This is a genomic window from Mesorhizobium sp. WSM4904 (assembly GCF_029674545.1).
Classification (GTDB): Bacteria; Pseudomonadota; Alphaproteobacteria; order Rhizobiales; family Rhizobiaceae; genus Mesorhizobium.
This window is the reverse complement of sequence record NZ_CP121354.1, coordinates 3,067,421-3,092,751: the sequence shown is the minus strand read 5'-3', so window position 1 is coordinate 3,092,751 and position 25,331 is coordinate 3,067,421. Positions and strand designations below refer to the sequence as shown.

22 protein-coding genes and 1 pseudogene are annotated in these 25,331 nt (G+C 63.5%); 12 read left to right on the top strand and 11 right to left on the bottom strand.

Annotated elements, in window-relative coordinates; translation table 11 throughout:
- Nucleotides 1-5 precede the first annotated feature (5 nt).
- From QAZ47_RS14875 to QAZ47_RS14850, 6 genes are all read left to right on the top strand, one after another.
- Nucleotides 6-1,379: an aspartate aminotransferase family protein gene (locus tag QAZ47_RS14875; RefSeq protein ID WP_278207506.1), complete on the top strand. Its 1,374-nt coding sequence runs from the start codon at nt 6-8 to the stop codon at nt 1,377-1,379.
- A gap of 241 nt (nt 1,380-1,620) precedes the next feature.
- Nucleotides 1,621-2,343, top strand: a complete 723-nt coding sequence (locus QAZ47_RS14870; RefSeq protein ID WP_278207504.1) for an HAD-IA family hydrolase — start codon at nt 1,621-1,623, stop codon at nt 2,341-2,343.
- Between the two features lie 63 nt (nt 2,344-2,406).
- Complete coding sequence (locus QAZ47_RS14865) at nt 2,407-4,017, top strand: ABC transporter substrate-binding protein (RefSeq protein ID WP_278207503.1); 1,611 nt, start codon at nt 2,407-2,409, stop codon at nt 4,015-4,017.
- 89 nt (nt 4,018-4,106) lie between these two features.
- Nucleotides 4,107-5,057 carry an ABC transporter permease gene (locus QAZ47_RS14860; protein WP_278207502.1) on the top strand — a complete coding sequence of 317 codons (951 nt, stop codon included), beginning with the start codon at nt 4,107-4,109 and terminating at the stop codon, nt 5,055-5,057.
- Nucleotides 5,054-5,905, top strand: coding sequence for an ABC transporter permease (locus QAZ47_RS14855; RefSeq protein ID WP_278207500.1), 852 nt, complete (start codon nt 5,054-5,056; stop codon nt 5,903-5,905). Before QAZ47_RS14860 ends, QAZ47_RS14855 begins: the two co-directional genes overlap by 4 nt.
- Nucleotides 5,902-7,557, top strand: coding sequence for an ABC transporter ATP-binding protein (locus QAZ47_RS14850; RefSeq protein ID WP_278207499.1), 1,656 nt, complete (start codon nt 5,902-5,904; stop codon nt 7,555-7,557). Before QAZ47_RS14855 ends, QAZ47_RS14850 begins: the two co-directional genes overlap by 4 nt.
- A gap of 16 nt (nt 7,558-7,573) precedes the next feature.
- Here the strand turns inward: QAZ47_RS14850 and QAZ47_RS14845 are convergent, their stop codons facing one another.
- On the bottom strand, nt 7,574-8,050 hold the full coding sequence (locus QAZ47_RS14845; protein WP_278207498.1) for an Lrp/AsnC family transcriptional regulator: 477 nt from the start codon (nt 8,048-8,050) through the stop codon (nt 7,574-7,576).
- 223 nt (nt 8,051-8,273) lie between these two features.
- Here QAZ47_RS14845 and QAZ47_RS14840 point away from each other — a divergent pair, with 223 nt between their 5' ends.
- On the top strand, nt 8,274-9,599 hold the full coding sequence (locus tag QAZ47_RS14840; protein ID WP_278207497.1) for an FAD-binding oxidoreductase: 1,326 nt from the start codon (nt 8,274-8,276) through the stop codon (nt 9,597-9,599).
- 53 nt (nt 9,600-9,652) lie between these two features.
- Here the strand turns inward: QAZ47_RS14840 and QAZ47_RS14835 are convergent, their stop codons facing one another.
- The 5 genes from QAZ47_RS14835 to QAZ47_RS14815 all read right to left on the bottom strand — a co-directional run bounded on the left by QAZ47_RS14835 (nt 9,653) and on the right by QAZ47_RS14815 (nt 16,383).
- Entirely contained in the window at nt 9,653-11,020 is a 1,368-nt protein-coding gene (locus QAZ47_RS14835; RefSeq protein ID WP_278207496.1) for an FAD/NAD(P)-binding oxidoreductase, read from the bottom strand.
- Nucleotides 11,017-11,316, bottom strand: a complete 300-nt coding sequence (locus QAZ47_RS14830; protein ID WP_278207495.1) for a (2Fe-2S)-binding protein — start codon at nt 11,314-11,316, stop codon at nt 11,017-11,019. Before QAZ47_RS14830 ends, QAZ47_RS14835 begins: the two co-directional genes overlap by 4 nt.
- Entirely contained in the window at nt 11,313-13,298 is a 1,986-nt protein-coding gene (locus QAZ47_RS14825) for a hydantoinase B/oxoprolinase family protein (protein ID WP_278207494.1), read from the bottom strand. Before QAZ47_RS14825 ends, QAZ47_RS14830 begins: the two co-directional genes overlap by 4 nt.
- Nucleotides 13,299-13,302: 4 nt before the next feature.
- The gene (locus QAZ47_RS14820; RefSeq protein ID WP_278207493.1) at nt 13,303-15,387 is read right to left on the bottom strand and encodes a hydantoinase/oxoprolinase family protein; all 2,085 of its coding nucleotides are present in this window, start codon (nt 15,385-15,387) and stop codon (nt 13,303-13,305) included.
- Between the two features lie 90 nt (nt 15,388-15,477).
- On the bottom strand, nt 15,478-16,383 hold the full coding sequence (locus QAZ47_RS14815) for a LysR family transcriptional regulator (RefSeq protein ID WP_278207848.1): 906 nt from the start codon (nt 16,381-16,383) through the stop codon (nt 15,478-15,480).
- Nucleotides 16,384-16,498: 115 nt separating this feature from the next.
- Between QAZ47_RS14815 and QAZ47_RS14810 the strand changes: the two genes are divergently transcribed.
- Nucleotides 16,499-17,617, top strand: a complete 1,119-nt coding sequence (locus QAZ47_RS14810; protein ID WP_278207492.1) for an FAD-binding oxidoreductase — start codon at nt 16,499-16,501, stop codon at nt 17,615-17,617.
- A 60-nt stretch (nt 17,618-17,677) separates the two neighbouring features.
- On the opposite strand, the gene QAZ47_RS14805 is transcribed toward QAZ47_RS14810, so the two are convergent.
- The 5 genes from QAZ47_RS14805 to QAZ47_RS14785 all read right to left on the bottom strand — a co-directional run bounded on the left by QAZ47_RS14805 (nt 17,678) and on the right by QAZ47_RS14785 (nt 22,054).
- The gene (locus tag QAZ47_RS14805) at nt 17,678-19,255 is read right to left on the bottom strand and encodes an FAD-dependent oxidoreductase (protein WP_278233629.1); all 1,578 of its coding nucleotides are present in this window, start codon (nt 19,253-19,255) and stop codon (nt 17,678-17,680) included.
- A gap of 175 nt (nt 19,256-19,430) precedes the next feature.
- The gene (locus QAZ47_RS14800; RefSeq protein WP_278207490.1) at nt 19,431-19,916 is read right to left on the bottom strand and encodes a DUF2269 family protein; all 486 of its coding nucleotides are present in this window, start codon (nt 19,914-19,916) and stop codon (nt 19,431-19,433) included.
- Nucleotides 19,916-21,199, bottom strand: coding sequence for an SDR family oxidoreductase (locus tag QAZ47_RS14795; protein ID WP_278207847.1), 1,284 nt, complete (start codon nt 21,197-21,199; stop codon nt 19,916-19,918). Before QAZ47_RS14795 ends, QAZ47_RS14800 begins: the two co-directional genes overlap by 1 nt.
- A 79-nt stretch (nt 21,200-21,278) precedes the next feature.
- Complete coding sequence (locus QAZ47_RS14790; protein ID WP_278207489.1) at nt 21,279-21,791, bottom strand: hypothetical protein; 513 nt, start codon at nt 21,789-21,791, stop codon at nt 21,279-21,281.
- Nucleotides 21,788-22,054, bottom strand: coding sequence for a GFA family protein (locus QAZ47_RS14785; RefSeq protein ID WP_278207846.1), 267 nt, complete (start codon nt 22,052-22,054; stop codon nt 21,788-21,790). The genes QAZ47_RS14790 and QAZ47_RS14785 overlap by 4 nt, the downstream gene beginning before the upstream one ends.
- Before the next feature lie 224 nt (nt 22,055-22,278).
- Between QAZ47_RS14785 and QAZ47_RS14780 the strand changes: the two are divergent.
- The 4 genes and pseudogenes from QAZ47_RS14780 to QAZ47_RS14765 all read left to right on the top strand — a co-directional run.
- Nucleotides 22,279-22,730, top strand: a pseudogene (locus QAZ47_RS14780) (ATP-dependent DNA ligase); the annotation flags it as partial.
- A gap of 322 nt (nt 22,731-23,052) precedes the next feature.
- The gene (locus tag QAZ47_RS14775; protein ID WP_278207488.1) at nt 23,053-23,379 is read left to right on the top strand and encodes a low affinity iron permease family protein; all 327 of its coding nucleotides are present in this window, start codon (nt 23,053-23,055) and stop codon (nt 23,377-23,379) included.
- Nucleotides 23,380-23,645: 266 nt separating this feature from the next.
- Nucleotides 23,646-24,098 (top strand): DUF982 domain-containing protein, encoded by a 453-nt coding sequence (locus QAZ47_RS14770; RefSeq protein ID WP_278207487.1) that lies wholly within the window; start codon nt 23,646-23,648, stop codon nt 24,096-24,098.
- Between the two features lie 354 nt (nt 24,099-24,452).
- The gene (locus QAZ47_RS14765) at nt 24,453-25,235 is read left to right on the top strand and encodes a heme-binding protein (RefSeq protein ID WP_278233628.1); all 783 of its coding nucleotides are present in this window, start codon (nt 24,453-24,455) and stop codon (nt 25,233-25,235) included.
- Nucleotides 25,236-25,331 lie beyond the last annotated feature (96 nt).

Genomic DNA, 25,331 nt, shown 5'->3' with positions numbered 1-25,331 from the left:
AAACAATGCTCGCCAATTCCCTGATCGAACTCGACCGCGCCCATCTCATCCACCCGGTCTCCTCTTATCGCGGCCACGAGGCGCTCGGCGTGCGCGTGCTGAAATCGGCCAAGGGCGCCACCGTGACCGACGCGTCCGGCAAGCAACTCGTCGACGGCTTCGCCGGGCTGTGGTGCGTCAACGCCGGCTACGGTCATGACAGCATCGTCGAGGCGGCTGCCCGACAGATGCGCGAGCTTCCTTACGCCACCGCCTATTTCGACCTCGGCTCGGAGCCGGCCATCCGGCTCGCCTCGGAACTGGCCGAGCGCGCGCCCGGCGATCTCAACCACGTCTATTTCACGCTCGGGGGGTCCGACGCGGTCGACAGCACTATTCGTTTCATCCGCTACTACTGGAATGCCAGGGGTGAGCCGAAACGCGACCAGTTCATTTCGATCGAGCAGGGCTATCACGGATCCTCGGTGGTCGGCGCGGGCCTCACCGCGCTCCCCGCCTTCCACGCGGGCTTCGGCATTCCATTCGAATGGCAGCACAAGATCCCCTCGCCCTATCCGTATCGCAATCCGGTGGGCGAGGACGGCGACGCGATCATCGCCGCATCGCTCAGCGCGCTGGAGGCCAAAATCGAAGCTATCGGTCCGGAACTGGTCGCCGCTTTCTATGCCGAGCCGATCCAGGGTTCCGGCGGCGTGATTGTCCCGCCGAAAGGCTGGATCAAGGAGATGCGCGGACTCTGCCGCAAGTACGGCATCTTGTTCATCGCCGACGAGGTGATCACCGGCTTCGGCCGCACAGGGCCGCTGTTCGCCTGCACGGATGAGGACATCGTTCCCGATTTCATGACGACGGCGAAAGGCCTGACATCGGGTTATGTTCCAATGGGCGCCGTCTTCATGGCCGACCATGTCTACGATGTCATCGCCGATGGCGCGGGCGCTTCGGCGATCGGCCACGGCTACACCTATTCCGCCCATCCGGTCAGCGCCGCCGTCGCGCTCGAAGTGTTGAAGCTCTATGAGGACGGCCTGCTGGAGAACGGTGTCAAGGCCGGCGCTCGCCTGACGGCGGGGTTGGAAAGCCTGAGCGACCACCCGCTCGTCGGCGATGTGCGTGGCCGCGGCATGCTTGCCGCGATCGAGCTTGTCGTCGACAAAGAGAAAAAGACGCCGCTTCCTGCCGCGGCCATGCCGGCGCGGCGCATCTTCGACCGGGCATGGGACAATGGCCTCATCATCCGTGCCTTCGCGCATGGCGTTCTCGGTTACGCGCCGCCGCTCTGCTGCACCGACAGCGATATCGATGCGATCATCGAGCGCACGCGCCTCACACTCGACCAGACGCTGGCGGATCCGGATGTCCGCAAGGCCCTCGCATGAACGCCGCCGATTTTTCGCATCTCGAAATATCGCGGGCGCGGACGATTTCGCAATTTTGTGCCGCAGCCCCGCGCCTTTTCGGCGAATCCAGCGCGGGGGAAGTGCCAGACTGCTTTTAAAGACAAGGCCAGAATGCCCGAATTTGCGGGCTCTTGAAGAAGGTGGACGTCCTGAGCGGCACGGAATTTTGTTCTGTTCAGCACCAAGCAATTCAGCCACGCGCGCAGAGGAGAGCTAGTTCTTGGCCAGGGCCTTTAGCGAGTTCAAATACATGACCTTCGATGTGGTCGGCACGCTGATCGACTTCGAGGGCGGCATCACGAGCTGCCTGGCCGGAATTGCGGCCGAGGCAGGTGTTTCGGTAGACGGTGAGGAGGCATTGGCCCTTTACCGGGAGGCTCGCTACATGTCCGATGCGGGCCTCTTCCCCGACGATCTTGCACGCGTCTACATGGTCATCGCACCGCAGCTCGGCCTGCCGGCCGAGGAGAAATACGGCGTCCGCCTGCGGAATTCAGCCAGCCTCTGGCAGGGCTTTCCCGACAGCGCTGCGGCATTGGCCAGTCTCGCCAAGTCACACAAGGTGATCGCCATGACCAATGCTCGGCGCTGGGCGCTCGACCATTTCGAGAAGCAGCTCGGATCGCCCTTCTTCGCCACCTTCACGGCCGACGATACCGGCACGGAGAAGCCCGACCCAGCCTTCTTCCATAAGGTCTTCGATTTCGTGGCGTCCCGCGGCGACAGCAAGGACGACATCCTGCATGTCGCGCAAAGCCAGTATCACGATATCGGCATCTCCCGGACGCTTGGCCTGACCAATTGCTGGATCGAGCGCCGGCATGCCCAGAAAGGCTATGGCGGCACGATCGAGCCCGAGGCCTTCACCGTGCCGGACTACCACTTCACCTCGATGGCCGCCTTTGCCGCGGCCGTGCGGGAAAGCCTGAAGGAACGAACCTGAGCCCAAGCCCGGAAAGCCGCATCAAGACGAGCAACCCGATGAACAACCAGAAAGGGGAATGACATGACCGACAAGATCACGAACTGGACCAGCGCAGACGATGCCATGGTCGAAAACGCCATCCGGCGGGGCGCGAGCCGCCGCGAACTGCTCAAGATGCTGCTGGCCGGCGGCGCAGCGGTTGCCGCGGGCGGCATGGTGCTCGGACGCGCCACCAATGCCGTCGCCGCCACGCCGGTCTCCGGCGGAAATTTCAAGGCGGCCGGCTGGTCGTCCTCGACCGCCGATACGCTCGATCCGGCCAAGGCGTCGCTTTCTACCGACTATGTCCGCTGCTGCTCGCTCTACAACCGCCTGACCTTCCTCGACAAGGACGGCAAGACGCAGATGGAGTTGGCCGAAAGCTTCAACAGCAAGGACGCCAAGACCTGGACCGTGAAGCTGCGCAAGGGCGTCACTTTCCACAACGGCAAGGACCTCACCGCCGACGACGTCGTCTTCTCTCTGAAGCGTCACCTCGACAAGGCGGTCGGTTCCAAGGTGGCCAAGATCGCCGCCCAGATGACCGGCTTCAAGGCAGTCGACAAATCGACCGTCGAAATCACCCTCGCCGACCCGAATGCCGACCTGCCGACCATCCTGGCGCTGCACCACTTCATGATCGTCGCGGACGGCACCACGGACTTCTCGAAAGGCAATGGTACCGGCGCTTTCGTGCTGCAGACGTTCGAGCCGGGCGTGCGTTCGGTGGTTACCAAGAACAAGAACTACTGGAAGTCGGGCAAGCCCTATCTCGACTCCTTCGAATTCATCGCCATCAGCGACGACAGCGCCCGCGTCAACGCGCTGCTTTCGGGCGACATCAATTTTGCCGCCTCGATCAATCCGCGTGCGATGAAGCTCATCAGCGGCCAGCAAGGCTTTGAACTGTCGAAGACGACCTCGGGCAACTACACGGACCTCAACATCCGGCTCGACATGGATCCGGGCAGCAAGGCCGACTTCGTGGCCGGCATGAAGTATCTCGTCAACCGCGAGCAGATCGTCAAATCGGCATTGCGCGGCCTCGGTGAAATCGGCAACGACCAGCCCGTCTCGCCGGCGAACATCTTCCACAATGCCGACCTCAAGCCGAAGGCCTTCGATCCGGACAAGGCGAAGTTCCACTTCCAGAAAGCCGGCCTGCTCGGCCAGTCCATCCCCGTGGTCGCCTCCGACGCCGCGACCTCGTCGATCGACATGGCGGTGATCATTCAGGCCGCCGGCGCGGATATCGGCATGAAGCTCGATGTGCAGCGCGTCCCCTCCGACGGCTATTGGGACAATTACTGGCTCAAAGCGCCGGTCCATTTCGGCAACATCAATCCGCGCCCGACGCCGGACATCCTGTTCTCGCTGCTTTACGCCTCCAACGCACCCTGGAATGAAAGCCAGTACAAGTCCGAGAAGTTCGACAAGCTGCTCGTCGAGGCACGCGGCCTGCTCGACCAGGCCAAGCGCAAGGAAATCTACGGCGTAATGCAGACCATGATCGCCGAGGAGGCGGGCACCATCATCCCGGCCTATATTTCCAACGTCGATGCCCTCTCTAGCAAGGTGAAGGGTTTGGAAGCGAACCCGCTCGGTGGCATGATGGGTTACGCGATGGCGGAGTACCTCTGGTTCGAAGCCTGAGAGGCGCCTGCCGGGGGCCGGTCAGCCTGTCCCCCGGCACTGCATTGCGCAAGATTGTTTGGCCGAACGCAACCGCAGGGAGCGCTTCCATGAAGTCTGGGGTTCTCAAGCTCGTGGCGAAGCGGCTGACGGTTGCAGTCGTCACCCTTCTGATCGTGTTGTTCGCCGTGTTTTTCGCCACCAGCATGCTTCCCGGCGACACGGCATCGATCCTGCTCGGCCAGGCTGCGACTCCCGAAGCGGTCGCAGGCTTGCGCGAGGCCATGCATCTCAACGATCCGGCGATCCTGCGCTTCCTGCGCTGGCTTCTCGGCCTGCTCCACGGCGACCTTGGCACCTCCTATGCCAACGAGATGCCGGTCGCGGCGCTGATCGGCGGCCGCTTCGTCAACACCATGAAACTAGCAGGCATCACCACGCTGATCTCGGTGCCGCTGGCGCTGACGCTCGGCATCACCGCCGCGATGCTGCGCGGCTCCCTCTACGACCGCACCGTCACCGTGCTTTCGATCGGCGTCATTTCCGTGCCGGAGTTCATGGTCGCAACTCTCGCAGTGCTGCTCTTTGCCGTATATCTCAGATGGCTGCCGGCGCTGTCCTCGGTCAACGAGGCGCATTCGCTTACCGACCTCGTACGTATCTATGCGATGCCCGTGATCACGCTCACCTTCGTCATCTCCGCCCAGATGATCCGCATGACCCGCGCCGCGGTGATCGAAACGCTCTCCACGCCCTATGTCGAGATGGCGCTTCTCAAGGGCGCCTCGCGCAGCCGCATGGTGCTTAGACATGCGCTTCCCAATGCGCTGGGACCGATCGTCAACGCGGTCGCGCTCTCGCTGTCCTATCTGGTGGGCGGCGTTATCATCGTCGAGACGATCTTCAACTATCCCGGCATCGCCAAGCTGATGGTCGATGCGGTCGCCACCCGCGACCTGCCGCTGATACAAAGTTGCGCAATGATCTTCTGCCTCGGCTACCTTCTGCTCATCACGGCCGCCGATATCGTCGCCATCATGTCCAACCCGAGGCTCAGATGACGATGGCGCGCGCGGCATCTTCCCGGCGGTCCTTCTTGGGCCACAGCTACAACCTCATGGGCGTCGTCGCCTCGCTGGTCATCCTGGCGTGGACGCTCGTGGCGATCTTTGCGCCTTACATCATTCCGCATCCGATTGGCGACATCGTCGACGATGACTATTTCGGCCCAATACGCCAGGGCCTGTGGCTCGGTTCCGACTATCTGGGGCGCGACATGCTCTCCAGGGTTCTGATGGGCGCGCGCTACACCGTCGGCATATCGCTCGCCGCCGTTTCCATCGCCTGCTTCTCGGGTGTCGTGCTCGGCATGCTCGCGGCCGTGAGCGGCGGCTGGTTCGACACCTGCCTCAGCCGCTTCCTGGACGCCATGAACTCCATCCCCAGCAAGCTGTTCGGCCTCGTGGTGGTCGCCGCGGTCGGCTCCTCGATCCCGGTGCTGATCCTGACGCTCGCGGTTATCTACATTCCCGGCGCCTACCGCTTCGCACGGGCACTCGCAGTCAACATCAACACCATGGATTTCATGACCGTCGCCCGTGTCCGTGGGGAAAGCACGGCCTATCTCATCGGGTCCGAGATCCTGCCCAACATCATCCGCCCCGTGCTCGCCGATTTCGGCCTACGCTTCGTCTTCATCGTGCTCTTGCTCTCCGGCCTGTCCTTCCTCGGCCTCGGTCTGCAGCCGCCTTTAGCCGACTGGGGTGCACTAGTACGCGAGAACATCGGTGGTCTGCCCTTCGCGGCTCCCGCCGTCATCGTGCCCTCGCTGGCGATCGCCAGCCTTACCATCAGCGTCAACCTGCTGATCGATAACCTGCCGCAGAAGATCAGGGACCGCGACGCATGACCAATCTCGTCGAGGTCAGGAATCTGAGGATCGAGGCGACGACCGACGCCGGACGTCTGGTCGAAATCATCAAGGGCGTCAGCCTCGACATCGCCGACGGCGAGATCATCGCCCTGATCGGCGAGAGCGGCTCCGGCAAGACGACGGTGGCGCTCTCGCTCATGGGCCATGCGCGGCCCGGCTGCCGGATAACCGGCGGCGAGATCAATGTGAACGGCAAGGACATGGCTGCGCTTTCCGAGAAGGAACGTGCAAGGCTGCGCGGCACCGACATCGCCTATGTTCCGCAAAGCGCCGCCGCCGCCTTCAATCCCTCATCCACGATCATGGAGCAGGTGATCGAGGTCACGCGCATCCACAGGCTGATGCCTCCCGAGCAGGCGCGAAAGCGTGCGGTAGAGCTGTTCCGGGCCTTGTCGCTGCCGGACCCGGAAGGGATCGGCGCCCGCTATCCACACCAGGTTTCCGGTGGGCAATTGCAGCGCCTGGCGGCGGCCATGGCGCTCATCGGCGATCCCAAGCTGGTCATTTTCGACGAGCCGACGACGGCGCTCGACGTGACGACGCAGATCGACGTGCTGAAGGCATTCAAGGCGGTCATGAAGGCGGGCGGCATAGCGGGTGTCTATGTTTCCCATGACCTCGCGGTTGTCGCCCAGATCGCCGACCGCATCGTGGTGCTGAAGGGCGGCGAAGTGCAGGAGACCGGAACGACGGCTGGGATACTTTCGGCTGCCAAGCATCCCTATACGCGCGAACTGCTGGCCGCCTTCGAACCTAAGCCGCGGCAACCGGCGGCTGAGGCGGAAGCCGCAACGAATGAGCTGCTGCGTATCGACAATCTGACGGCCGGCTATGGACCGGTACGGGATAACGGACTGCCACTTATCCGGGCGGTCGATTCGGTCAGCCTGGTGGTGGACAAGGGGCGCAATCTCGGGATCATAGGCGAGTCCGGCTGTGGAAAGTCGACTCTGGCGCGGGTCATCGCCGGCATCCATCCGGCGGCAGCCGGCGACATCATCTTCGACGGCAAGGAACTGGAGCGCGCCGCGAAGAAACGCAGCCAGGACCAGCTGCGCGAGATGCAGATCGTGTTCCAATATGCCGATACCGCGCTCAATCCGGCCAAGCCTGTCGAGGACATCATCGCCCGGCCCCTGGCCTTCTATCACGGGCTGGACAGGCACGCGCGCTCGAAGCGTGTCGATGAACTGCTCGACATGGTGCGACTGCCCAAGGCGCTGCGCTATCGCCATCCCTCGGAGCTGTCGGGCGGCCAGAAGCAGCGCGTGAATTTCGCACGCGCGCTGGCGGCTGCTCCCAAGCTGATCATCTGCGACGAGATCACCTCGGCGCTCGATACGGTGGTAGCGTCCGCCGTGATCGAGCTGCTCAAGGAGCTACAGCGCGAGCTGGGTCTGTCCTACATCTTCATCAGCCACGACCTCTCAGTCGTCGAGGCCATCTGCGACGAGATCATGGTGATGTACAATGGCCAGCGGGTGGAGCAGATCACGCCCGACAAGGTCAAGGCGGCCACCCACCCCTATTCCAAGCTTCTGTTCTCCTCCGTGCCGAATCTCGATCCGACCTGGCTCGACGGCCTTGTCCGCGATCCTGAGCTCGTCAGCCAGTACGGCCACCGCTGACGAGTCAAACGGAGTCTCACATCGGGAACAGGCTGGGCAGCGGCATATGCGCCTTGACGATGGGAGACTTCAACACGACGAAGCTGAAATATTTGTCGATGCCGATATCCATATCGGTCAGCCGCTCCATGATCGTCTGGTACTCGCCGATGCCGGCGGTGACGAATTTCATCAGATAGTCATAGCCGCCCGAGACGAGGTGGCACTCGATGACCTGATCAATCTTTTCGACGACGGCGAGAAAGCGGGCGAAGTCGACCTGGCGATGGTTCTTCAAGGTGATCTCGGTGAACACGGTGAGCGTCTGGCCGAGCTTGCCGATATTGACCTGCGCCGAATAGCCCTCGATGTAGCCTTCCGACTGGAGCTTCTTGACCCGCATGAGGCACGGGCTCGGCGACAAATGCACCAGCTCGGCCAGTTCGACATTGGTGATGCGGCCGTTCTTCTGCAATTCGTGCAGAATCTTGACATCGATCCGATCCAGTTTCACAGCCGTCTCCGTAGAAAGCGCGCCATAGCACAAAATGCTGCAACGCTGGTTACCATTGACACTACCACGGCTCGCTAGCCTGTCCATCAGAGCGGATGCCGCTTTGAAACGCAGCGGCTCCCGATCTCGGCAGGGTTGCCGGAATAAAATTCTGCCTCTGCCTCAACTGCAGCAGCGCCTGCCTGCGCAACACGCTAGACTGGCGCGTCAAGGTGGAGAGACGATGCGCGCACTGCTGCAGCAAATCGAGACGTCCGGCGAACTGCCGCAGTCCGCGGATGCGGTGGTGATCGGCGGCGGCATCGTCGGTGTCTTCGCGGCCTATTTCCTGGCGCGGCGCGGCATGAAGGTCGCGCTTGTCGAAAAGGGACGCATCGGCGCCGAGCAGTCCTCGCGGAATTGGGGATGGTGCCGCCAGCAGAATCGCGACGCCCGCGAATTGCCGATGGCAACCCACAGCCTCGATTTGTGGGAGCGCTTTGCAACGGAGACCGGCGAGGACACCGGCTTCCACCGCTGCGGCCTGCTCTACCTCAGCAATGACGACGCGGAACTGGCCGGCTGGGCGCGTTGGCGCGACTTCGCCAGGACCGCCGGAGTCATCACGCATATGCTGGACACGGCCGAGGCCAGCGAGCGGGGCCGCGCCACGGGTCGGACGTGGAAGGGCGGCGTCTTCTCGCCCACCGACGGGACCGCCGATCCATCGCGGGCCGCGCCCGCGGTCGCCCGCGCCGTCCTGAAGCTTGGGGGCAGCGTGCATCAGAATTGCGCCGCGCGCGGCATCGAGACCGAGGGCGGGCGATTGAGCGGCGTGGTCACCGAAAACGGCACGATACCAACCAAGGTGGCGGTGATGGCCGGCGGCGCCTGGGCCTCCTCTTTTTGCAGGCAGTTCGGCTTCCGCTTTCCGCAGGCGTCGGTCCGCTCCTCCATCCTGTCCGTCTCGCCCGGCGCGCAGGGTCTGCCGGATGCGCTGCACACGGCACGGATCTCGGCCACGCGTCGCGGCGACGGCGGCTACACGCTCGCGATTAGCGGGCGCGGACGCGTCGACGTGACGCCGCAGCAACTGCGCTTCTCCTCGCAGTTCGTGCCAATGTTTCTGAAGCGCTGGCGAAGCCTGGCGCCCGGCGGCCTGCAAGGCGCGCTTTCGGGCCATGAAACGCTGAAACGCTGGCGGCTCGACCGCACAACGCCGATGGAGCGCATGCGCATCCTCGATCCAGTTCCGGATCAGTCGACGATCCGCCTGACGCATTCTCGCGCGCTCGAACTTCTGCCGGACCTCAGAAAGACCAGGATAAGTGCCGCCTGGGCGGGCTACATCGACAGCACGCCGGATGGCGTGCCGGCCATCGGCGAGATCCATTCCGTTCCGGGTTTCTTTCTGGCCGCCGGATTTTCGGGTCATGGCTTCGGCATCGGACCTGGTGCCGGACACCTCGTCGCCGATCTTGTGACCGGGGCGGAACCGATCGTCGATCCGGCATGCTATGACCCGCGGCGCTTCGACGCTTCGTCCTGGGGCAAAGTCGCTGACTTCTAATCTCACGCTCGACATTCCGACATCGCCTGACAGGCGGAGCCTTTGTGACTGCATCAGCCCTCCCGGAGAAAGGCGCCGATCGGCACCGGCCGAACAGGGGCCTGCCCGCGAAAGCGGCCGACCGCGTCGGGCGTACAGCCTAACTGCGCCGCGACGACTTCGGCGGCGGCCAACTGGCAATAGCGCCCTTGGCAGCGCCCCATGCCGGCACGTGAAACCGACTTCACCCTGTTAGCCTCGCCGCCGCCGAAATCCGCGCCCTCGCGCACGGCGCCGGCGGTCACGTTCTCGCAGCGGCAGATGACTGTTTCGTCGGGCAGTGTTCGCACCATCTCGGCCGGCCAGGGAAAGGCGCAAGCTAGGCCGCGGGCAAAGCGCCCGAGCCGCGCCAGCTTGCGCAGATCGGCTTGGATAGGAGGCGCCACATGCCTGAGATCCATGAGACATGCCACGGCCGCGAAACGCCCCGCGATCTCCGCTCCATCCGCGCCGAGGAGACGAGCCCCGTCGCCCGCAAGGTAGACTCCATTGCCGGCCCGACCCATCGCGTCGGTCTTCGGCAGCCATTGCCGCCACTGCTCGTCATAGCCGAAGACGCATCCAACCAGGTCTGCCAGATGGATCTCCGCCTGCAGGTGCCAACCCATGCCGACCATGTCGCAAGGGGTGAGGCGCTGCCGTCCGCCGGCGTCGCGCCAGCGCACCGCCGTAGCGCCCGACGCGTCCGCCTCGATCTGATCCAGCGTCACGCCCGCATGATAGCGGCCACCGAGCCGGGCCCGCAGGACGAGACCGCGCGCCGCGACGATCGGCCGGGCCGCAAGTCCGGAGAAACCCCGCATCTGCTGGCGCCAGGAGGATGTATCCAGCACCGCCGCCACATCCGCTCCAGCCTTCATGAGTTGGGCTCCGACCAGCGTCAGCAAAGGCCCAGATCCCACCAGCACAATGCGTCGCCCAAGGGCTACGCCCTGCGCCTTGAGCGCGATCTGCGCAGCACCAAGACTGTAGACGCCGGCGTTCTGCCAGCCAGGAACGGGTGCGACACGGTCGGACGCGCCGGTGGCGAGGATCAGGCGGTCATAGCCGATCACCTTTACGCCGCCCTCCCCCAGCACGTGCAGCCGACCCTCATGCACGGCGATGACCGAGCTGTCAGCAAAATGGGTAAGCCGCCCTTCCTCGGCAAGCCGGTCGAAGAGAGCATGCAGCGCGCGCGCCTTCGCCGCCTCCGACCCGTAGAGCTGTTTCAGCGTGCGGACGAACCCATCGGGTGGGCGCCGATAGATCTGCCCGCCCGCGCGATGCCCTTCGTCGATCACCACCGGGTGAAGCCCAGCCTCGACCAGCGTCGCCGCGGCCCTTATGCCGGCCGGACCGGCGCCGACGATGACGATCCTCGACGATGAGCCCTCGCTCACCGCCAGCTCTCCCGCGGGGTCGTCCGCAACCGCATGCCCTCAATAACCGGCGTGGAACATGTGCGCAGGCGCGGCCCCTCTTCCTGCCACACCCAGCAGTCCTGGCAGGCGCCCATCAGGCAGAAGCCGGCGCGCGGCTCGGGCCCGAACTCGGAGTTTCGTAACGCGAGTCCGGACGCCAGCATGGCGGTCAGCACGGTGTCGCCGGCAAGCGCACTGCATGTCTCACCGTCGATAACAACACGCACCTCTGGGCGGTCGCGCTCGGCCAGCCGAACGATGCGGCCAGTATTCATTCCGCGGCCTCTCGCACCGGCCTCGGACGTGGCAATTCAGGGAAGCGTTCGCAGACCGCATCGAAGGCGGCCTGGACGCCATGCGCTCCAGAGCGGTCTTTCATGCGCCGAAAAATCTCCGTCTTGGCGAAGAACCGCCAGTGGATCGGCAGGGCGTCCAATATGGCATGAAATTGGTCGTAGGCGGCCGGAGTCCACTGTGCCTCATAGCCGTCACGCTCCGGCCCGAAATGGAAATGGCTGGCGGCCGGCTTATGCCGCGCTCGCAGTTGCGCGGTCGCCTGCTCGTCGACCTCGCCGCCGCGGAAGACGACGCCATAGTCGCGCTCGGCAGCAGTTGGCGAGACATAGCCGCGCCGTACATCCTCAGCCACCCGCCAGGGCTCGCGCTGGTGTGGATCGCCGCGCCCGCCGCCGCCGGCGGAGCGGATCTCGAGCACGTCGCCCGGCTGCAGCACTGCCGTATCGATGTTTCCCAGCCGCCGCTCGTGCTCAGTTCCCGCGTTGACGACCATGTCCGACAGGCCCGCCGCCTTGCCGCCCAGCACGCCCCACGGGCGGAAGAAGCTGCGGTCGCGGTTGCGCGCCGTGATCCTGGAGTCCGGCGCGAAAACGCGAAAAGCCATTTCGGTCGCCAGCCCGCCCCGCCAACGCCCGGCGCCGCCGCTGTCCCTGGCGAGGCCGTATTTGACGAACTCGACCGGGGTCTCGGTCTCGGTGATCTCGATCGGCGTATTCTTGAGATAGGCGGCATCGGCACCCGATCCGTTGGTGCCATCGCGATGCGGCATCGCGCCGCCGCCGCCCACAACCGGGTTCACCGCCGCGATGACGCTGCGGCTGGTGCGCTCGTCGGTGGTCATGACATTGACGATGCAATTGTTGCCGGCAGGCGCCGCCGGCAAACGTTCCGGCACCGCCTGCGAGAAGGCGCCGAAAATGACCGAGCGCAGCCGGGCGCAGGTAAGCGAGCGCATGCCAACGGCGGCGGGATGGACCGGGTTCAGCACCGAACCTTGCGGCGTGATGCAGGTGAACGGCCGGGTAAGCCCGGTGTTGAGGAGGATTTTCGGGTTGAGCGTGTAGAGCACATAGTAGACGCCGACGAGCAGCATGGTGTGGCGCGGGTCGCCGCCCGAAGGCACGTTGAGCGAGGAGCCGAGCTGCGGATCGGAACCAGTGAAGTCGAGCACCGCCTCGTCGGCCCTGATGGTCAGCGTCAGCTTGAGCCGGCAGGGATTGGCCTCGACCGAATCCTCGTCGGCGTAGTCGGCGAATTCCCATGTGCCGTCGGGCATGGAATGCAGCACGTCGCGCGCCTGCGCCTCAGCATGATCGAGAAGAGCGGAAACGCCTTCGATGAAGCCGGCTTTGCCGAACTTCCTCACCATCGCCTGGATCTTGCGCTCGCCGGTGTTGAGCGCGCCCACCAGCGCCTTGATGTCGCCGATGTTGAGGTCGGGTTTGCGCACATTGGTGCTCATGATCCGCAGGATCGTTTCGTCGAAGACGCCTTCCCTCACCAGCTTCATCGGCGGAAAGCGGATGCCTTCCTGATGGATCTCGGTGAGCGCGCGGCTCAGCGAAGCCGGCACGGCGCCGCCCATGTCTGTGTTGTGGATATGCCCTCCCGTCCAGGCGACGATCTCGCCTTCGACGAAGACCGGCTTCCACAGATGCGTGTCGGGCGCGTGTGTCGCGACATGGCCGGAATAGGGATCGTTGGTGAAGGCGACGTCGCCCGGCCGATAGTCGCCCACCATGGCAATAGCGCGGTGATAGGAAAGCCCCGGATACCAGGTGGCGCCGAGTTCCATCGGGACGGCGAAAGTCGCCCCAGAACGGTCCATCAGCATCACCGTGAAGTCCTGAGTCTCCTTGACGAAGGCGGAGTGCGCGGTGCGGTGCAGCGTGTGCGCCATGTTCTCGGCGGCCGCGCGGGCATGATTTGCCAGAACCTGAAGATTTGTCCGGTCGAACAAGGCGTTACTCCGCGAAGGTCAGCAGAAGGTTGAGGTGGCGGTCGACCCGTGCCTGCGTTCCCGCGGGAATAGCAAAGGTCGTGTCTTCCTGCACCACCACGGCGGGCCCGCGGAACGTGCTGCCGGGTAGGAGCGTCTGCCGGTCGTGGAGGTCAACGGTCTCGACGCTCAGGCCCGTATAGACGGGAAGTCGACGCGCCGGAACGGCCGGGACGTCGATCTCGTCGTTCTCCGGGAAGGAGAGTGCAGGGCCTGCGCCTACCGCGGACAGCCGGACATTCACAAGCTCGATCTCGCCCTCCGGATCCTGGAAATCGTAGAGCTGCTCGTGGGTGCGGTGGAACGCATGCTTGACGGCCTCCGCGTTACCATCGACCAGCCATTCCGGCGAAAGGACGACCTCGATCTCGTAGCTTTGCCCGACATAGCGCATGTCGCAGGAGAGATTGAGTTGCGCGGCCGCATCGTGCCCTTGCGCCGCGAGCCAGTCGCGGCCCTCGCGCGCAAGCGCCTCGAAGGCCTCGCGGATTGTGGGAAGCGACGCGCCCGACAGAGGGCTGAAGATCGTGCGGATGAAGTCTCCGCGCAGGTCAGCCACCAGCCCGCCCAGCGCCGACACCACGCCGGGGCGGCGCGGCGCCATGACGCGCTTCATCCCGAGCTCGCGGGCAAGAAAGGCGCCGAGCATGGGGCCGCCGCCGCCGAACGGCATCAGCGTGAATTCGCGCAAGTCGACGCCGGCGCGCGAAGCGAGTTTTTCGACCTCGACGAACATTTCCGACACCGCGATGTCGAGGATCGCCTGCGCGGTCTGCTCGACCGGACGGCCGAGCCGGGCGGCAAGCTCGCCGACAGCGCGATGCGCCAGGCCGGTGTCGATCCGAAGCTGGCCATAGGCCATCTCGCTGTGACCGAGCCACCCACACGCCACCATGGCGTCCGTCACCGTAGGCTGCTCGCCGCCGCGGCCGTAGCATGCCGGTCCAGGCGTCGAGCCGGCCGACTCGGGTCCGACCCGCAACACCCCTTGAGCGTCGACACTGGCGATCGAGCCGCCGCCGATCCCGATCGAGCTGACCGACACGGATGGGATATGGAGCGGAAATTCGCCGATCAGCTCGCCGGTTCCGAACTGCGCCTCGCCATCGATGATGAGCGCGAAGTCGGCCGAGGTCCCGCCGATGTCGAGCGTGAGAACCTTGTCCTCGCCGGCCTGGCGAGCCAGCCATGAGGCGCCGATGACGCCGGAGGCCGTTCCCGACAGCAGCATGTTCACGCAGGCGCGCTTGCCTTCGGCGGCATTCATCAGCCCGCCGTTCGACTTCGTCAGCATCGGCCGAGCCGGCACGCCGTGATCCTTCAGCCGCTCTTCGAGCGCAGTCAGATAGCCCGAGACGCGCGGATGGACATAGCCGTTGAGGATGGCCGTCGAGCTGCGCTCATATTCGCGGATGACCGGCCACACCTCGGCCGAGGAAAAGGCGAAGAGGTCTGGTGCCAGGCGAGCAATGGCCGCCTTGACTGAGGCTTCCTGCGCAGCGTTGCGCCAGGAATGGAGGAACGACACGATGATGCCTCGCGCCCTGCCTGCTTTCGCCGCTGCGACCGCTCTCTCTACAGCCGCCATGTCCGGCGTCTGGGATTCAGTCCCGTCGGCACGCATGCGGACAGGGATGCCGAACACCATGTCGCGCGAGATCAGCGGGTCCGGCCGCGAGCAGAACAGCGAATACATGTCCGGCATTCGAAGCCGTGCGAGCTCGATCACGTCCTCGAAGCCGGCATTGGTGAACAGCGCGAGCGGCGCGCCCTTGCGCTGGATGATCGTGTTGATGCCGACGGTCGTGCCGTGCACGAAGCGCGTCATATGGGTAGGGTCGAAGCTTTCGCGCTCGGCAAGCAAGGTGAGACCGGTCATCAGCTCGGCGCCCGGATCCTCCGGCGTCGTCAGCACCTTCAGCGAAGCGACGCGTCCGGATTTTGCCTCCAGCGCGCAGAAATCGATGAATGTCCCGCCGATATCGACGCCGACCTTCCAGTCGGCCCCTTTCTGTGCTCCGTCCGCCGCGCGAGCGATGGCGCTGTCCATGGATGCGTCCCTTCCTGTCTGCCAGGCAAAGCTGGCACGACGGGATGGTGCGGGTCCAAGATGTATGATGAGCAAGGATATAAGACTTGCTTATGCCATTGAGTCTCGCTCGCCCAAGACAACGGCACAGGCCGAACGGATTTCATCGCGCATCATCTCGTCGGCCAGCGAAAGGGCTCGGGCGCGCGAAGTAAGCAGCGCGATCGGAAATTCCGGTCCCGCCGCGAGCGGCCTGACGGCAAGCCCGGCAAACTGGCGCCACGGCAGCAGTGCATCGACGAGGGCGATACCCAGACCGGCCTGGACGAAGCCGATCGCGGAGATGGATGCGTCGATCTCGATCGACGGCGAAAGCGCCACACCCTGCGCGCGGGCCGCATGGGCCAGTTCGTCGGCGGGACGCGTGTTTCCACGGTAGGAGACTAACTCTTCCCCGGCGAGGTCGGCAAGCGTCAACTCGGTCTTCTCCTGCAACGCGTGGCCGGAGGGTAGCAGGCATGTGAAGCCCACGCTCCCGATCACCTCGGCCTCGATGTCGGGAGGCAGGCGGTCATCCATGGCTACGCCGAGGCTGGCGTCACCTGCGCGCAGCATATCGACGATCGCGGCGATCGGAGCGCTATGGGAACGCAGCAATATGTCTGGGTGCTGCGCCCGAAACCTGGTGAACGCGCACGGCAGTATCGCCATGGCCGGCGGCGGCGAGGCCGCGACCCGCACCAGCCCCGTGCGACCGAGGCGGAGATCCGTGGTCTTGCGGCGCAGCCCATCGAGCCCTGCCGACAGCCTCTCGGCATCGGGGAAAATCTCCAAAGCCTCCGGGGTCGGGCGAAGCCGGCCCTTCACCCGCTCGAATAACGTGAAGCCGAGTTCGTCCTCCGTATGAAGCAGGGTTTGGCTGAGCGCAGGCTGGGAAATGTTCAGCATCCGCGCCGCTGCGGTCACGGTACCCGCACGCATGATGGCGATGAACACTTCGAGCTGCCGCGCCCGCATTGCCACTCCATAGGTAAAGCTTATGGCTTTTGTCCAAACCCATCTTTGACGCAATGCCGCCGCGCGGACAAGATTGGCATATTCAAGGATCATCCGCTCTGCACAAGGAATGACTATGGATGTGATCGTGCTGGGCGGCGGGCTGATGGGGACGGCCTCGGCCTATTTCCTCGCCAGGCGCGGCGCGAGCGTGACCCTGATCGAGCGCAACCGGATCGGCAGCGGGGCCACTGTCGCCTCTTTCGGCAACATCCGGCGCACGGGGCGTCATCTGTCCCAGCTTCCGCTGGCTCACCGCTCGCTCACACTATGGGGCAAGGCCAAGAAGATGCTTGGACGCGACGTGGAGTTCCGCGCCACCGGTCATATCCGGCTGATCTTCGATGATGGCGGCCTCGCCGACATGCGGGCCTACGCTCAAGCTGCGCGGTCATGGGGGCTCGAGTTGGAGGAGCTCGACCCGCGCGGGATCCGTACCCGCTTTCCCGGCCTCGGTCCCGACGCGATCGCGGCATCGTTCTCGCCGCAGGACGGCAGCGGCAATCCGCGGCTGATCGCGCCGGCCTTTGCCGAAGCCGCCCGCAAGCTCGGCGCGGAAATCATCGAGGGAGCCCCGGTCGAAAAGATCGAGCGGACCGACTCCGGTTTCCTTGTCGCCACCTCAAAAGGTCCATTCGCCGCCGAATGCCTGCTCAATGCCGCAGGCGCTTGGGGCGCGCGCATTGCCGCGCTGTTCGGCGAGGAGGTTCCGCTCGATGCCCGCGGACCGCAGATCGGCGTGACCGAGCCGTTGCCGCACCGAATCCTGCCGGTGGTCGGCATCTGGACGCGCGACAAGCATTATGGCGCCTATTTGCGTCAGGTCGAGCGTGGCAATATCGTCTTCGGTGGCGCGGCCGAAAGGGTGCCGGTGGATCTTGATCCGGGCCGTGCGAAGGCCGATCCCATGCGCCTTCCGGTGCAGCTGCGCGCCGTCGCGCGGCTTCTGCCGGCAATCGCAAAGGTCGCGGTCATCCGCACTTGGTCCGGCTGCGAGGGCTATGTGCGCGACATGTTGCCGATCATGGGGCAATCGGCAACGACGCCGGGCCTGTTCCACGCCTTCGGCTTCAGCGGACACGGCTTCCAGCTCGGCCCGGGCGTGGGCGAGGCCATGGCCGAACTCATCACGACCGGCCGCTGCGAAACACTGCTCGATGATTTCAGAGCGGATCGTTTCAGTCGCGCGGCCTGATGAAACAGCTGTCGACCATACGGGCACCATGCTTAAAAGAGTGGGAGAACCGCTCTTGGACTATTGTGTGCCCCGGGTGCGCAAGGTGATAGGCGAGGCTGCAGTGGCGTCCTTCTCCGGCAAAGCATGAATGGCCGGCCCGTTCAGAACGCTGCCGTCAGGTGCGAACTGCGATCCGTGGCATGGGCAGTCCCAGCATTGTTCGGTCGAGTTCCAGTGGACGATACAGCCGAGATGCGTGCAGGAAGCGGAACGCATATGGACTTGCCCGCTTTGGTCGCGGCAAACCGCGAGCTTGCTCAGGCCGTCCCGGAGGATGCCGCCTTCGCCAGGTTTGAGATCTTCGGCCGACGTGATTTCGCCCGGCAGCAAATATTCGGCGAAGTTCTTTACCGCCCTGAGGTTCTCGCTGACGTAATTCGCCAGCGCCGCCGGTGGCATCCGATCGGGAGCATAGACACTTTCCCACTTGCTTGACCCCTTGACGATCAAGTCGCGGATGAGAAGTCCCGCCAATGCGCCGTGCGTCATGCCTTGCCCAGAATCTCCGGTGGAGATGAAGACGTTGTGGCTGCCAGGGCTGCGGCCGATGAAGCCGCAATAGTCGACGGTATTGAGAACCTGGCCCGACCATCGTGCCGTCTCATCTTCCAAGCCAGGCACCAGCGCTCGGATCCATGCCTTGAGAGCATCAAAACGCGCGTCCCCATCGTCGGCTTCTCCGGATTTGTGATCTCTTCCGCCCGCTATCAGATAATCGATTTCGGCCGCACCGGGATGGAGACGAACGTAGTAGTAGGGATCATCCATATCCCAATAGAGCGCGTCCGGAAGCGAGCCCTTGGGCAATTCGAAAGCCATGGCGTAAGTGCGGTAGGGCGCCATCTTGCTGTGGATCGCGACGACGGTGTTGATGGGGGAGTTGGTGGCGAAGACCGCACTCTTCGCCATGATCGTCCCTCCACCCTCGACACGGAGGCGACCCCCCTGCTCGCCTTCCTCGACCTCGACGACGGCGCTGTCGGCGAACACCTTGCCGCCCCGTTTCTCAAAGTCGGCCAGAAGCGCCTGGAGATATTTGAGCGGGTGGAAGGTGGCTTGGTTGGGATAGCGCAAGACAGGTGCCGACTCGTGCCCTTTGAGCGGGACGCCTTTGCCGTGCTCGGCCGTGGCACCAACCTTGCCGGCCGCCTCGTATTCTTCTTCGCAAGTCTTTCCGGCTTCCTCTTCGTCCATCCACGCCGCCGGAAAGAGAAAACCGTCGAGACGCCGGAAGTCGCAGTTTATCCCGAGGTCCCTTACATGTTGCTCGATCCGGTCGACGGCAGCCGCTTGGCTCTCCTGGAAACCTCGTCCTAGTTCCTCGCCACGTACCCTGACGAGTTCGCTCAGCCCGTCGTCGCAGATCGGCGCCAAGTGAGCGGTCGTGCGAGACGTCATGCCCCCCAGTAGCGGGCCGCGGTCTACCAATACTACTTTCCGCCCCGCCAGGGCGAGTTCGTAAGCCACGGAGACACCAGCGATGCCGGCGCCCACCACAGCGACGTCGCATCGCTCATCTTGTTTGAGCCGTTGAGCCGGAGGGAATTTCGCATTCTTCATCCAAAGGGATTTGGTGGTTTCGCCGCTGACGTTCATCTCTGTCTCCGGGATGGCTCCGTCTCTAACGGCTGGCGGAACTATTCGATCCAAGCCGACTGATGAATCCGAGGAATGTCGGCCGCACGCCTGCTCAGGACTGGATCGAGAGGCCAGGACGAGGGTGAGGCCTGGCCCGTCTATCGGAGAAACCGGAAGAGACTCAGGCTCGCCATCAGCTAGCCCCAAACCAGTCGATGACTGGGCGTGTAATCATCAGCCATAAGATCGCGGCGACGGCGCCGAAGGCCGGAAAGCCGAAGAGGAACCAGAGCCGGAATAGCTGGTGGTAGCTGTGCGGAAGCGGCTGACCGGCCTGCGCTGCCGCCGACGCCCGGTCGCGCATCTCCATCTGCATCCACACCACCGGGAGCCAAAAAAGGCCGGTGACGATGTAGAGAACGATCGACAGCGCGATCCAGCCTTCCCAGAGCGAATAGCCGACGTGCCAGGCTAGCGCGACGCCGGTGATCGGCTGCGCTACGACTGCGGTGGCGGTGAAAAGGAAATCCGCAATGACGACGATGCGGGCGACAGCTGCCACGGTTGCGGCATTGCCGGTCCGGTGCGCGAGCAGCATGAAAAAGGCGATACCCGCGCCTGTTCCAAGCAGGATGGCCGCGCCGACCACATGCATGTATTTGAGGACAAAATAAAGCATCAGCGCTCCTCCAGAACCGCGAGCGCCACGAGATGCAGTAGGACGATCGGCAGGATCTTGATCAGCGGCCCCAGCGGCTCGTTCCAAAGGTCGGGTCGCAGGATCGTGCCGGCCAATGCGTAAAAGATGCATATGCCGATCGCTCCCAAGAGCCCGGTGCGCGCCGTCTTGCGAAACGCAATGAGCGCGCCGACGATCATGTCGGCCAAGGCACCCGCGACTACCAGCGGCGCTGCCAGCGCGCCGACCGAAGTCCCGACGAGAAGCTGGACTCCGCTTGCCCAGCCCGTAGTCAAGGAAATGACGCCCGTCATGATCCAGAAGAACGGCAGTACCGTGAAGATCACCGGCTTGATGAAATACAGGCCCGCAAACCACCTGTCCTGCACTGTGGCCGGGTTAGCCGCAAGCGCAGCCGCGAGTCCTTGAGGCTCAATGCCTGTGGCTGTCTTCCATGGCTCTGGATCACCGATCGCACCTCGGGTGATTTCACGGGCAGCGTTGGTTCGCACAGGCGGGCGCCACTCCAAAATGCTTGCCGCATCGCCGAGGCGATAGAGGAGACGCGCCGCCCAGTGCGGGAGAGCAAACACGCGTGCCGTTGTCCATCCGAACCATTTGCGGTAGTGCGCGATCAACTCCTCCATGGTGAATGCATCCGGCCCCGCCAGTTCGACAGCAACACGGGACGGGCTGTCGGCGCTCAGGAAAAAGATCACCGTTTCCACGACATCGCCGAGTTGGACCACCTGGAGCCGGCCGGTGTCCGGCATCAATGGGAGAACGGGCAGAGCGGCAAGCCCGCGAATGAGGGCGCTTGCACCGAACACCGGTTGCCCCAGAACGACAGAAGGCCGCAGGATGATCCAATCCAGGTCAAGCGCCATAAGCGCCTCATCTCCGACCAGCTTGCTGGCGGAAAAGGCTGACGGCTGCTCCCGATCGACACCGATAGCGGAAAAGTGGATAATCCGGCGCACGCCTGCTCGCGCGCAGGCGCGAAACAGCGCCGCCGCGCCCGAGGCGTGAACCTCCGCCATATGATCGAGGGCGCTGTCCTGCAGGACGCCGGCACAATTCACTACCGCATCGATACCTTGAAGAGCATGGTTCCAATCCTCGGGGGCCAAGGCCTTCGCCATATCGATGACGACCCTTCCGTCTCCGTCGGCTCGGTCCGGTTCTCGTCGCGATACCCGGACAACTTCGCATCCCTCGGAAATCAGTCGTGCGCAAATTGCCGTGCCGATCAAGCCGCCAGACCCTGTGACGAGAACTCTCATCTCCGGGTTGCCGTCGGACGTGATCCCGCGCTTGAATGGGTGATGATGCCGCTCCAGAATGATTGAAGGCATTGACGGTTCACCCACGCCTCCTCTCTGCCTTCTCCTTAGGCCTCATAGGCCGCTTGCCAGATGACGCGAACGCTTCGTCAGCCGCGCTTTCCATTTCCTTCAATGACTTTGAAAGCGTCAGACCCCAGACGATATGAGCTGCTATCATCAGCGAGTTTCTTCTGAACGCATGGCGATGCGCAGGCGCCAGAATGCGGGCGGCCGGAATCCAGCCAAAGTAGCTCAGCGCCCACACGCCAAGGCCATAGACTACCCCATCCCCTCGAATGGCAGGCAGCAGGGCGAATAAAGCGCCCGTGAAACCGCCGAATCCGAAATGCGCGAGCAATGTCTTCGACCGCAGGCCATCCTCGTCAGCGGCCACGACGGAGTTGTCGACAAGTTCACGAGGTGGAAGCGGATAGCGCTCGTCGTCAGGCAAAATCGCGTGCAGCCGTCTCATCGTCGCAGTCATCGCCATGGTCGCCGCGACACCAGCAAGGATGCCGAGCAACGCTCTGTCGAACGGCCGACCGCTCACCACCTTTCCTCCGTGTTTCGATTTGGTAAGCCAATGCCGCAGCATACCCAACCAAGCCTTTGACTCGCGCCATAATTATAACGCGGCTCAAAACGTTCAGGTGCGTCCAAAGTGCCGGCGTGTAGCGCAAGCTCATCCTGATTTGCATCGTAACCCAGCGTGAGCGGCGTACCGCAATTCTCGCAGAAACCGCGCTCGGCTAGCGGTGACGAGCGCCGGTATTTTGGCCTTCCGCTGGTCCAGAATAGAGCATCGACTGGCATCCATGCCAACACCACGAAGGCGCTGCCGGTAGCCCTGCGGCACATGTCGCAATGACAATAATGGACGCGAGGCGTGTTCGTAACGCGATATCTTACGATACCGCATAAGCAGCCACCCGCGATCTCCGTTTCGGACATATCGAGGTTGTCGTTCTTGGGCGCCATCCAGAACAACCGCGACCCGGCCGCTTCTGTTCCCGCAGCAAGATAGCCACAAGAGCCGTATCATCGCAAAGCGGCGTGACCATCCGTATCTCTGCGGCGAGCGCGCGATGATAAAGATCAAGCGCATGCAGAGCGCCGACTGCGTGGTTAGCGGATTCCCTTACCTCGCCGAACGACAGGAAGTTGGGTCCTTGCTGCTCGGCCTTTATAATGAAGACGGCAAGCTCGACAATCTTGGCTTCACTTCGACGATAAGCAACGAGAATAGGCCCGCAGTAACCCGGCGCCTGGAAGCGTTGCTCGGGTCGCCGGGTTTCACCGGCAAAGCGCCCGGTGGTCCTGGTCGCTGGAGCACAGAACGGAGCGGAGCCTAGGAACCGGTCCGACCGGAACTGGTCGTCGAGTCCGACACGACCACGTCACTGGCGATTCCTTTCGACACGGTACGAAGTTGCTGCGTTGGCGCCCGGACAGAGCACCGCGCCAATGCACTTTTGAGCAGATCAAATGACGCCAATCGAGCTGCTTTCCCTAACAGCGTTCTTCCCGAGCAAACTCTTGTGAACGCGCATAACGCTCCGCTTTCGCGTCGGCCATGCATTGTTCGGCTAGCTTCTCGGCGGTGATTTCGGCCGGGATTGCAGCCGGTGGTTCCGCCTTATACTCGTCGATCCATTCTCTGACGAAGCGTGCGGTCCGCCTCATTAGATCCATCGCACGCCGATTGCGTGCGAAGGATGCACGGTTTTGTCGAAAGTTGTTGTCGCTTCAGGCTCGCTTCCAGCGCCTAGCCCACGAGCTGGAACCAGAATCCGGGCCGAAGGTTTTTGAAGATGGCAAATCACTCGATCACAAGTCTGGTGACCTCAATCGGCACATTAACGTCTCGGCCTGCAGCATTCCTGGTTCTGTTGGCTTACGCGGCGCTCTGGTTGGCTTTCGAGCCTCATAGCTTAAATTGGCACGGGGCGGCCACCCTCTTCACCTGGGCTATGACGTTATTCATTCAACGGGCAGAGCATCGCGACACCCAGGCAATCCACGCCAAGTTGGATGAGATGCTGCGGTCAAACAGCTCGGCCTCGAACATCACCAGTATTGACGATAAGGAGCCTGAGGAAATCGAAAAGCATCGCAGCCGCAAACAGCAGGGCGATTGAGACCTGGCAGAATGGAGAGCACGTCCCCCGACCGAGAAATTCACGGACTGGCTGGCCAGCAGGCTTCATTCGCAGCTCTAGTCATGCCTCCTTTGCCGTCCGTCAAACAGATCAATAAATAAGCAAGATCAGCATCCACTGGCCGCCTCTTGACGCGGAAAATCGCGCTTCCAATATTTCCGTCTACGGCGTCCCTAGTGCGCCCAAGACGATGCGGAAGGTGTCCCTTTGGTCGTCGCCGAGCGGCGGATTGACCGGAGGAACGAATGGGCCCCAAAGTCTTTCAAGAACCTGTGCCGATCGGCCCCGGACATCCGGGCAACATCGAAATTTGCGATCCAGAAACCGGCCCATCACTGGCTGCATCAGCAGCAGGATGTAGCGCGATGAAGTCCGATGCGTTCTCAGAGCCCGTTCTCGTCGATGACGCGCCATTCGGCGTAAGGAAAATACGCTGCGCCATGGACGCGATCGAGTTTCTGGAGGAATGGCCGTTCGAAAAGCGCGGCAGGCTGCACGGCCGGGCCAGCGACGCTTGCTGCGCAGCCTATGACGGCCGTGGCGCGATCGCTGCAGCTAGGAGGGTATTCGTGACCTGGGCTGTCCAGGCCGGCGTTTGCGCCTGTGCGCCTCGCCTCGAACTCGACGCTGGCGAGACCGGAGGGCCGAGTCATAAACAGTGGCAAGTCCTGATCAGGAAGAACACGCCCACCCCGTAAGGGAGAAACACGTGCACAAGGGCCAGCCAGTAACCGCGCTGCGCCATTGCCGCAAAATCTGATCGAAGCTGCTCCATTGCCTGCCAACGCAGGCCGGTTCAGCTTGTTCCCCGGTCCGCACGTCATAATCCAAGGCCAAGAACCTCTCGACAGCTGCAAACCATCCAGGAAGGGCTGGCCCGCAATTCTTGCGGTCCCTTCTTGGACAACAGGAACAAAGAAGCCCGTTATCCGTTCGGTTTCGCGCAGCAAGAGCAGGATCAGATTGCAGGACGGAGCGACTGGAGTCTCCGCCACCCCGGTTCGGTCGTTCCCTTGCTGTCCGAGTTGAACGAGGTGGGTGTTCCGAAGGCCATGCGTTACCGCAAGTCTCCGTCAGCTGCTCTTGGCCTCCTGATCCTGGCCATCGTAGCGCTGTCGCAAACCCCTGCGCGGGCGCAGGCGCCCTGCCCGGTCGATCACGACAAGCTGCTCTCGGCCCTCAAGGCCAATGTCAAGGCAAGCGGCGGTCCGGCGAATGGCGGCTTCGAGACCAATGAATGGGCTGCAATCGTCGCCCGCGACGGCACGGTCTGCGCCATGGCTTTCAGCGGCCCAACGGCGGATGCACAATGGCCCGGCAGCCGGCTGATCGAGGCCGAGAAAGCGAACACAGCCAATGGTGTCAGTGTGGCGAACATGGCCCTCTCGACCGCCAATCTCTACGCTGGGGCGCAACCGGCTGGGCCGCTTTTCGGCCTGCAGACCACAAGCCCCGTCAATCAGGCGGCGGCTTACGCCGGGGACGCCGGGACATTCGGCAGCGCCAACGACCCGCTGATCGGCAAGCCGATCGGAGGCGTCGTGGTGTTCGGCGGAGGCCTCGCTCTCTATGACGGCAAAAGGATCGTCGGCGGCCTTGGCGTTAGTGGCGATTCCTCCTGCGCCGACCACAACGTCGCCTGGCGCGTTCGGACGGCGCTGGGTTTCGACAAGGTTCCGGCAGGCGTCAATCCCAATCTCAAGGACGCCATCATATATGATATCGACCCCGGCGGGAAAAGCGCATCGGGCTGGGGTCATCCTTTGTGCCAAGGCAAGGAAGGCGACGTCGCCGCGGAACTGGGCGCCGGCGTCGGAGGCTCCGACCCGAAATGACGAGGACACAGCAGCTGGCACCGAAGCGCGTCGACGCAAGACGAACCGGCCGATCAGCTAATGGACGGCGTTCTGCCGGGCCCGGTTTCGTTAGAG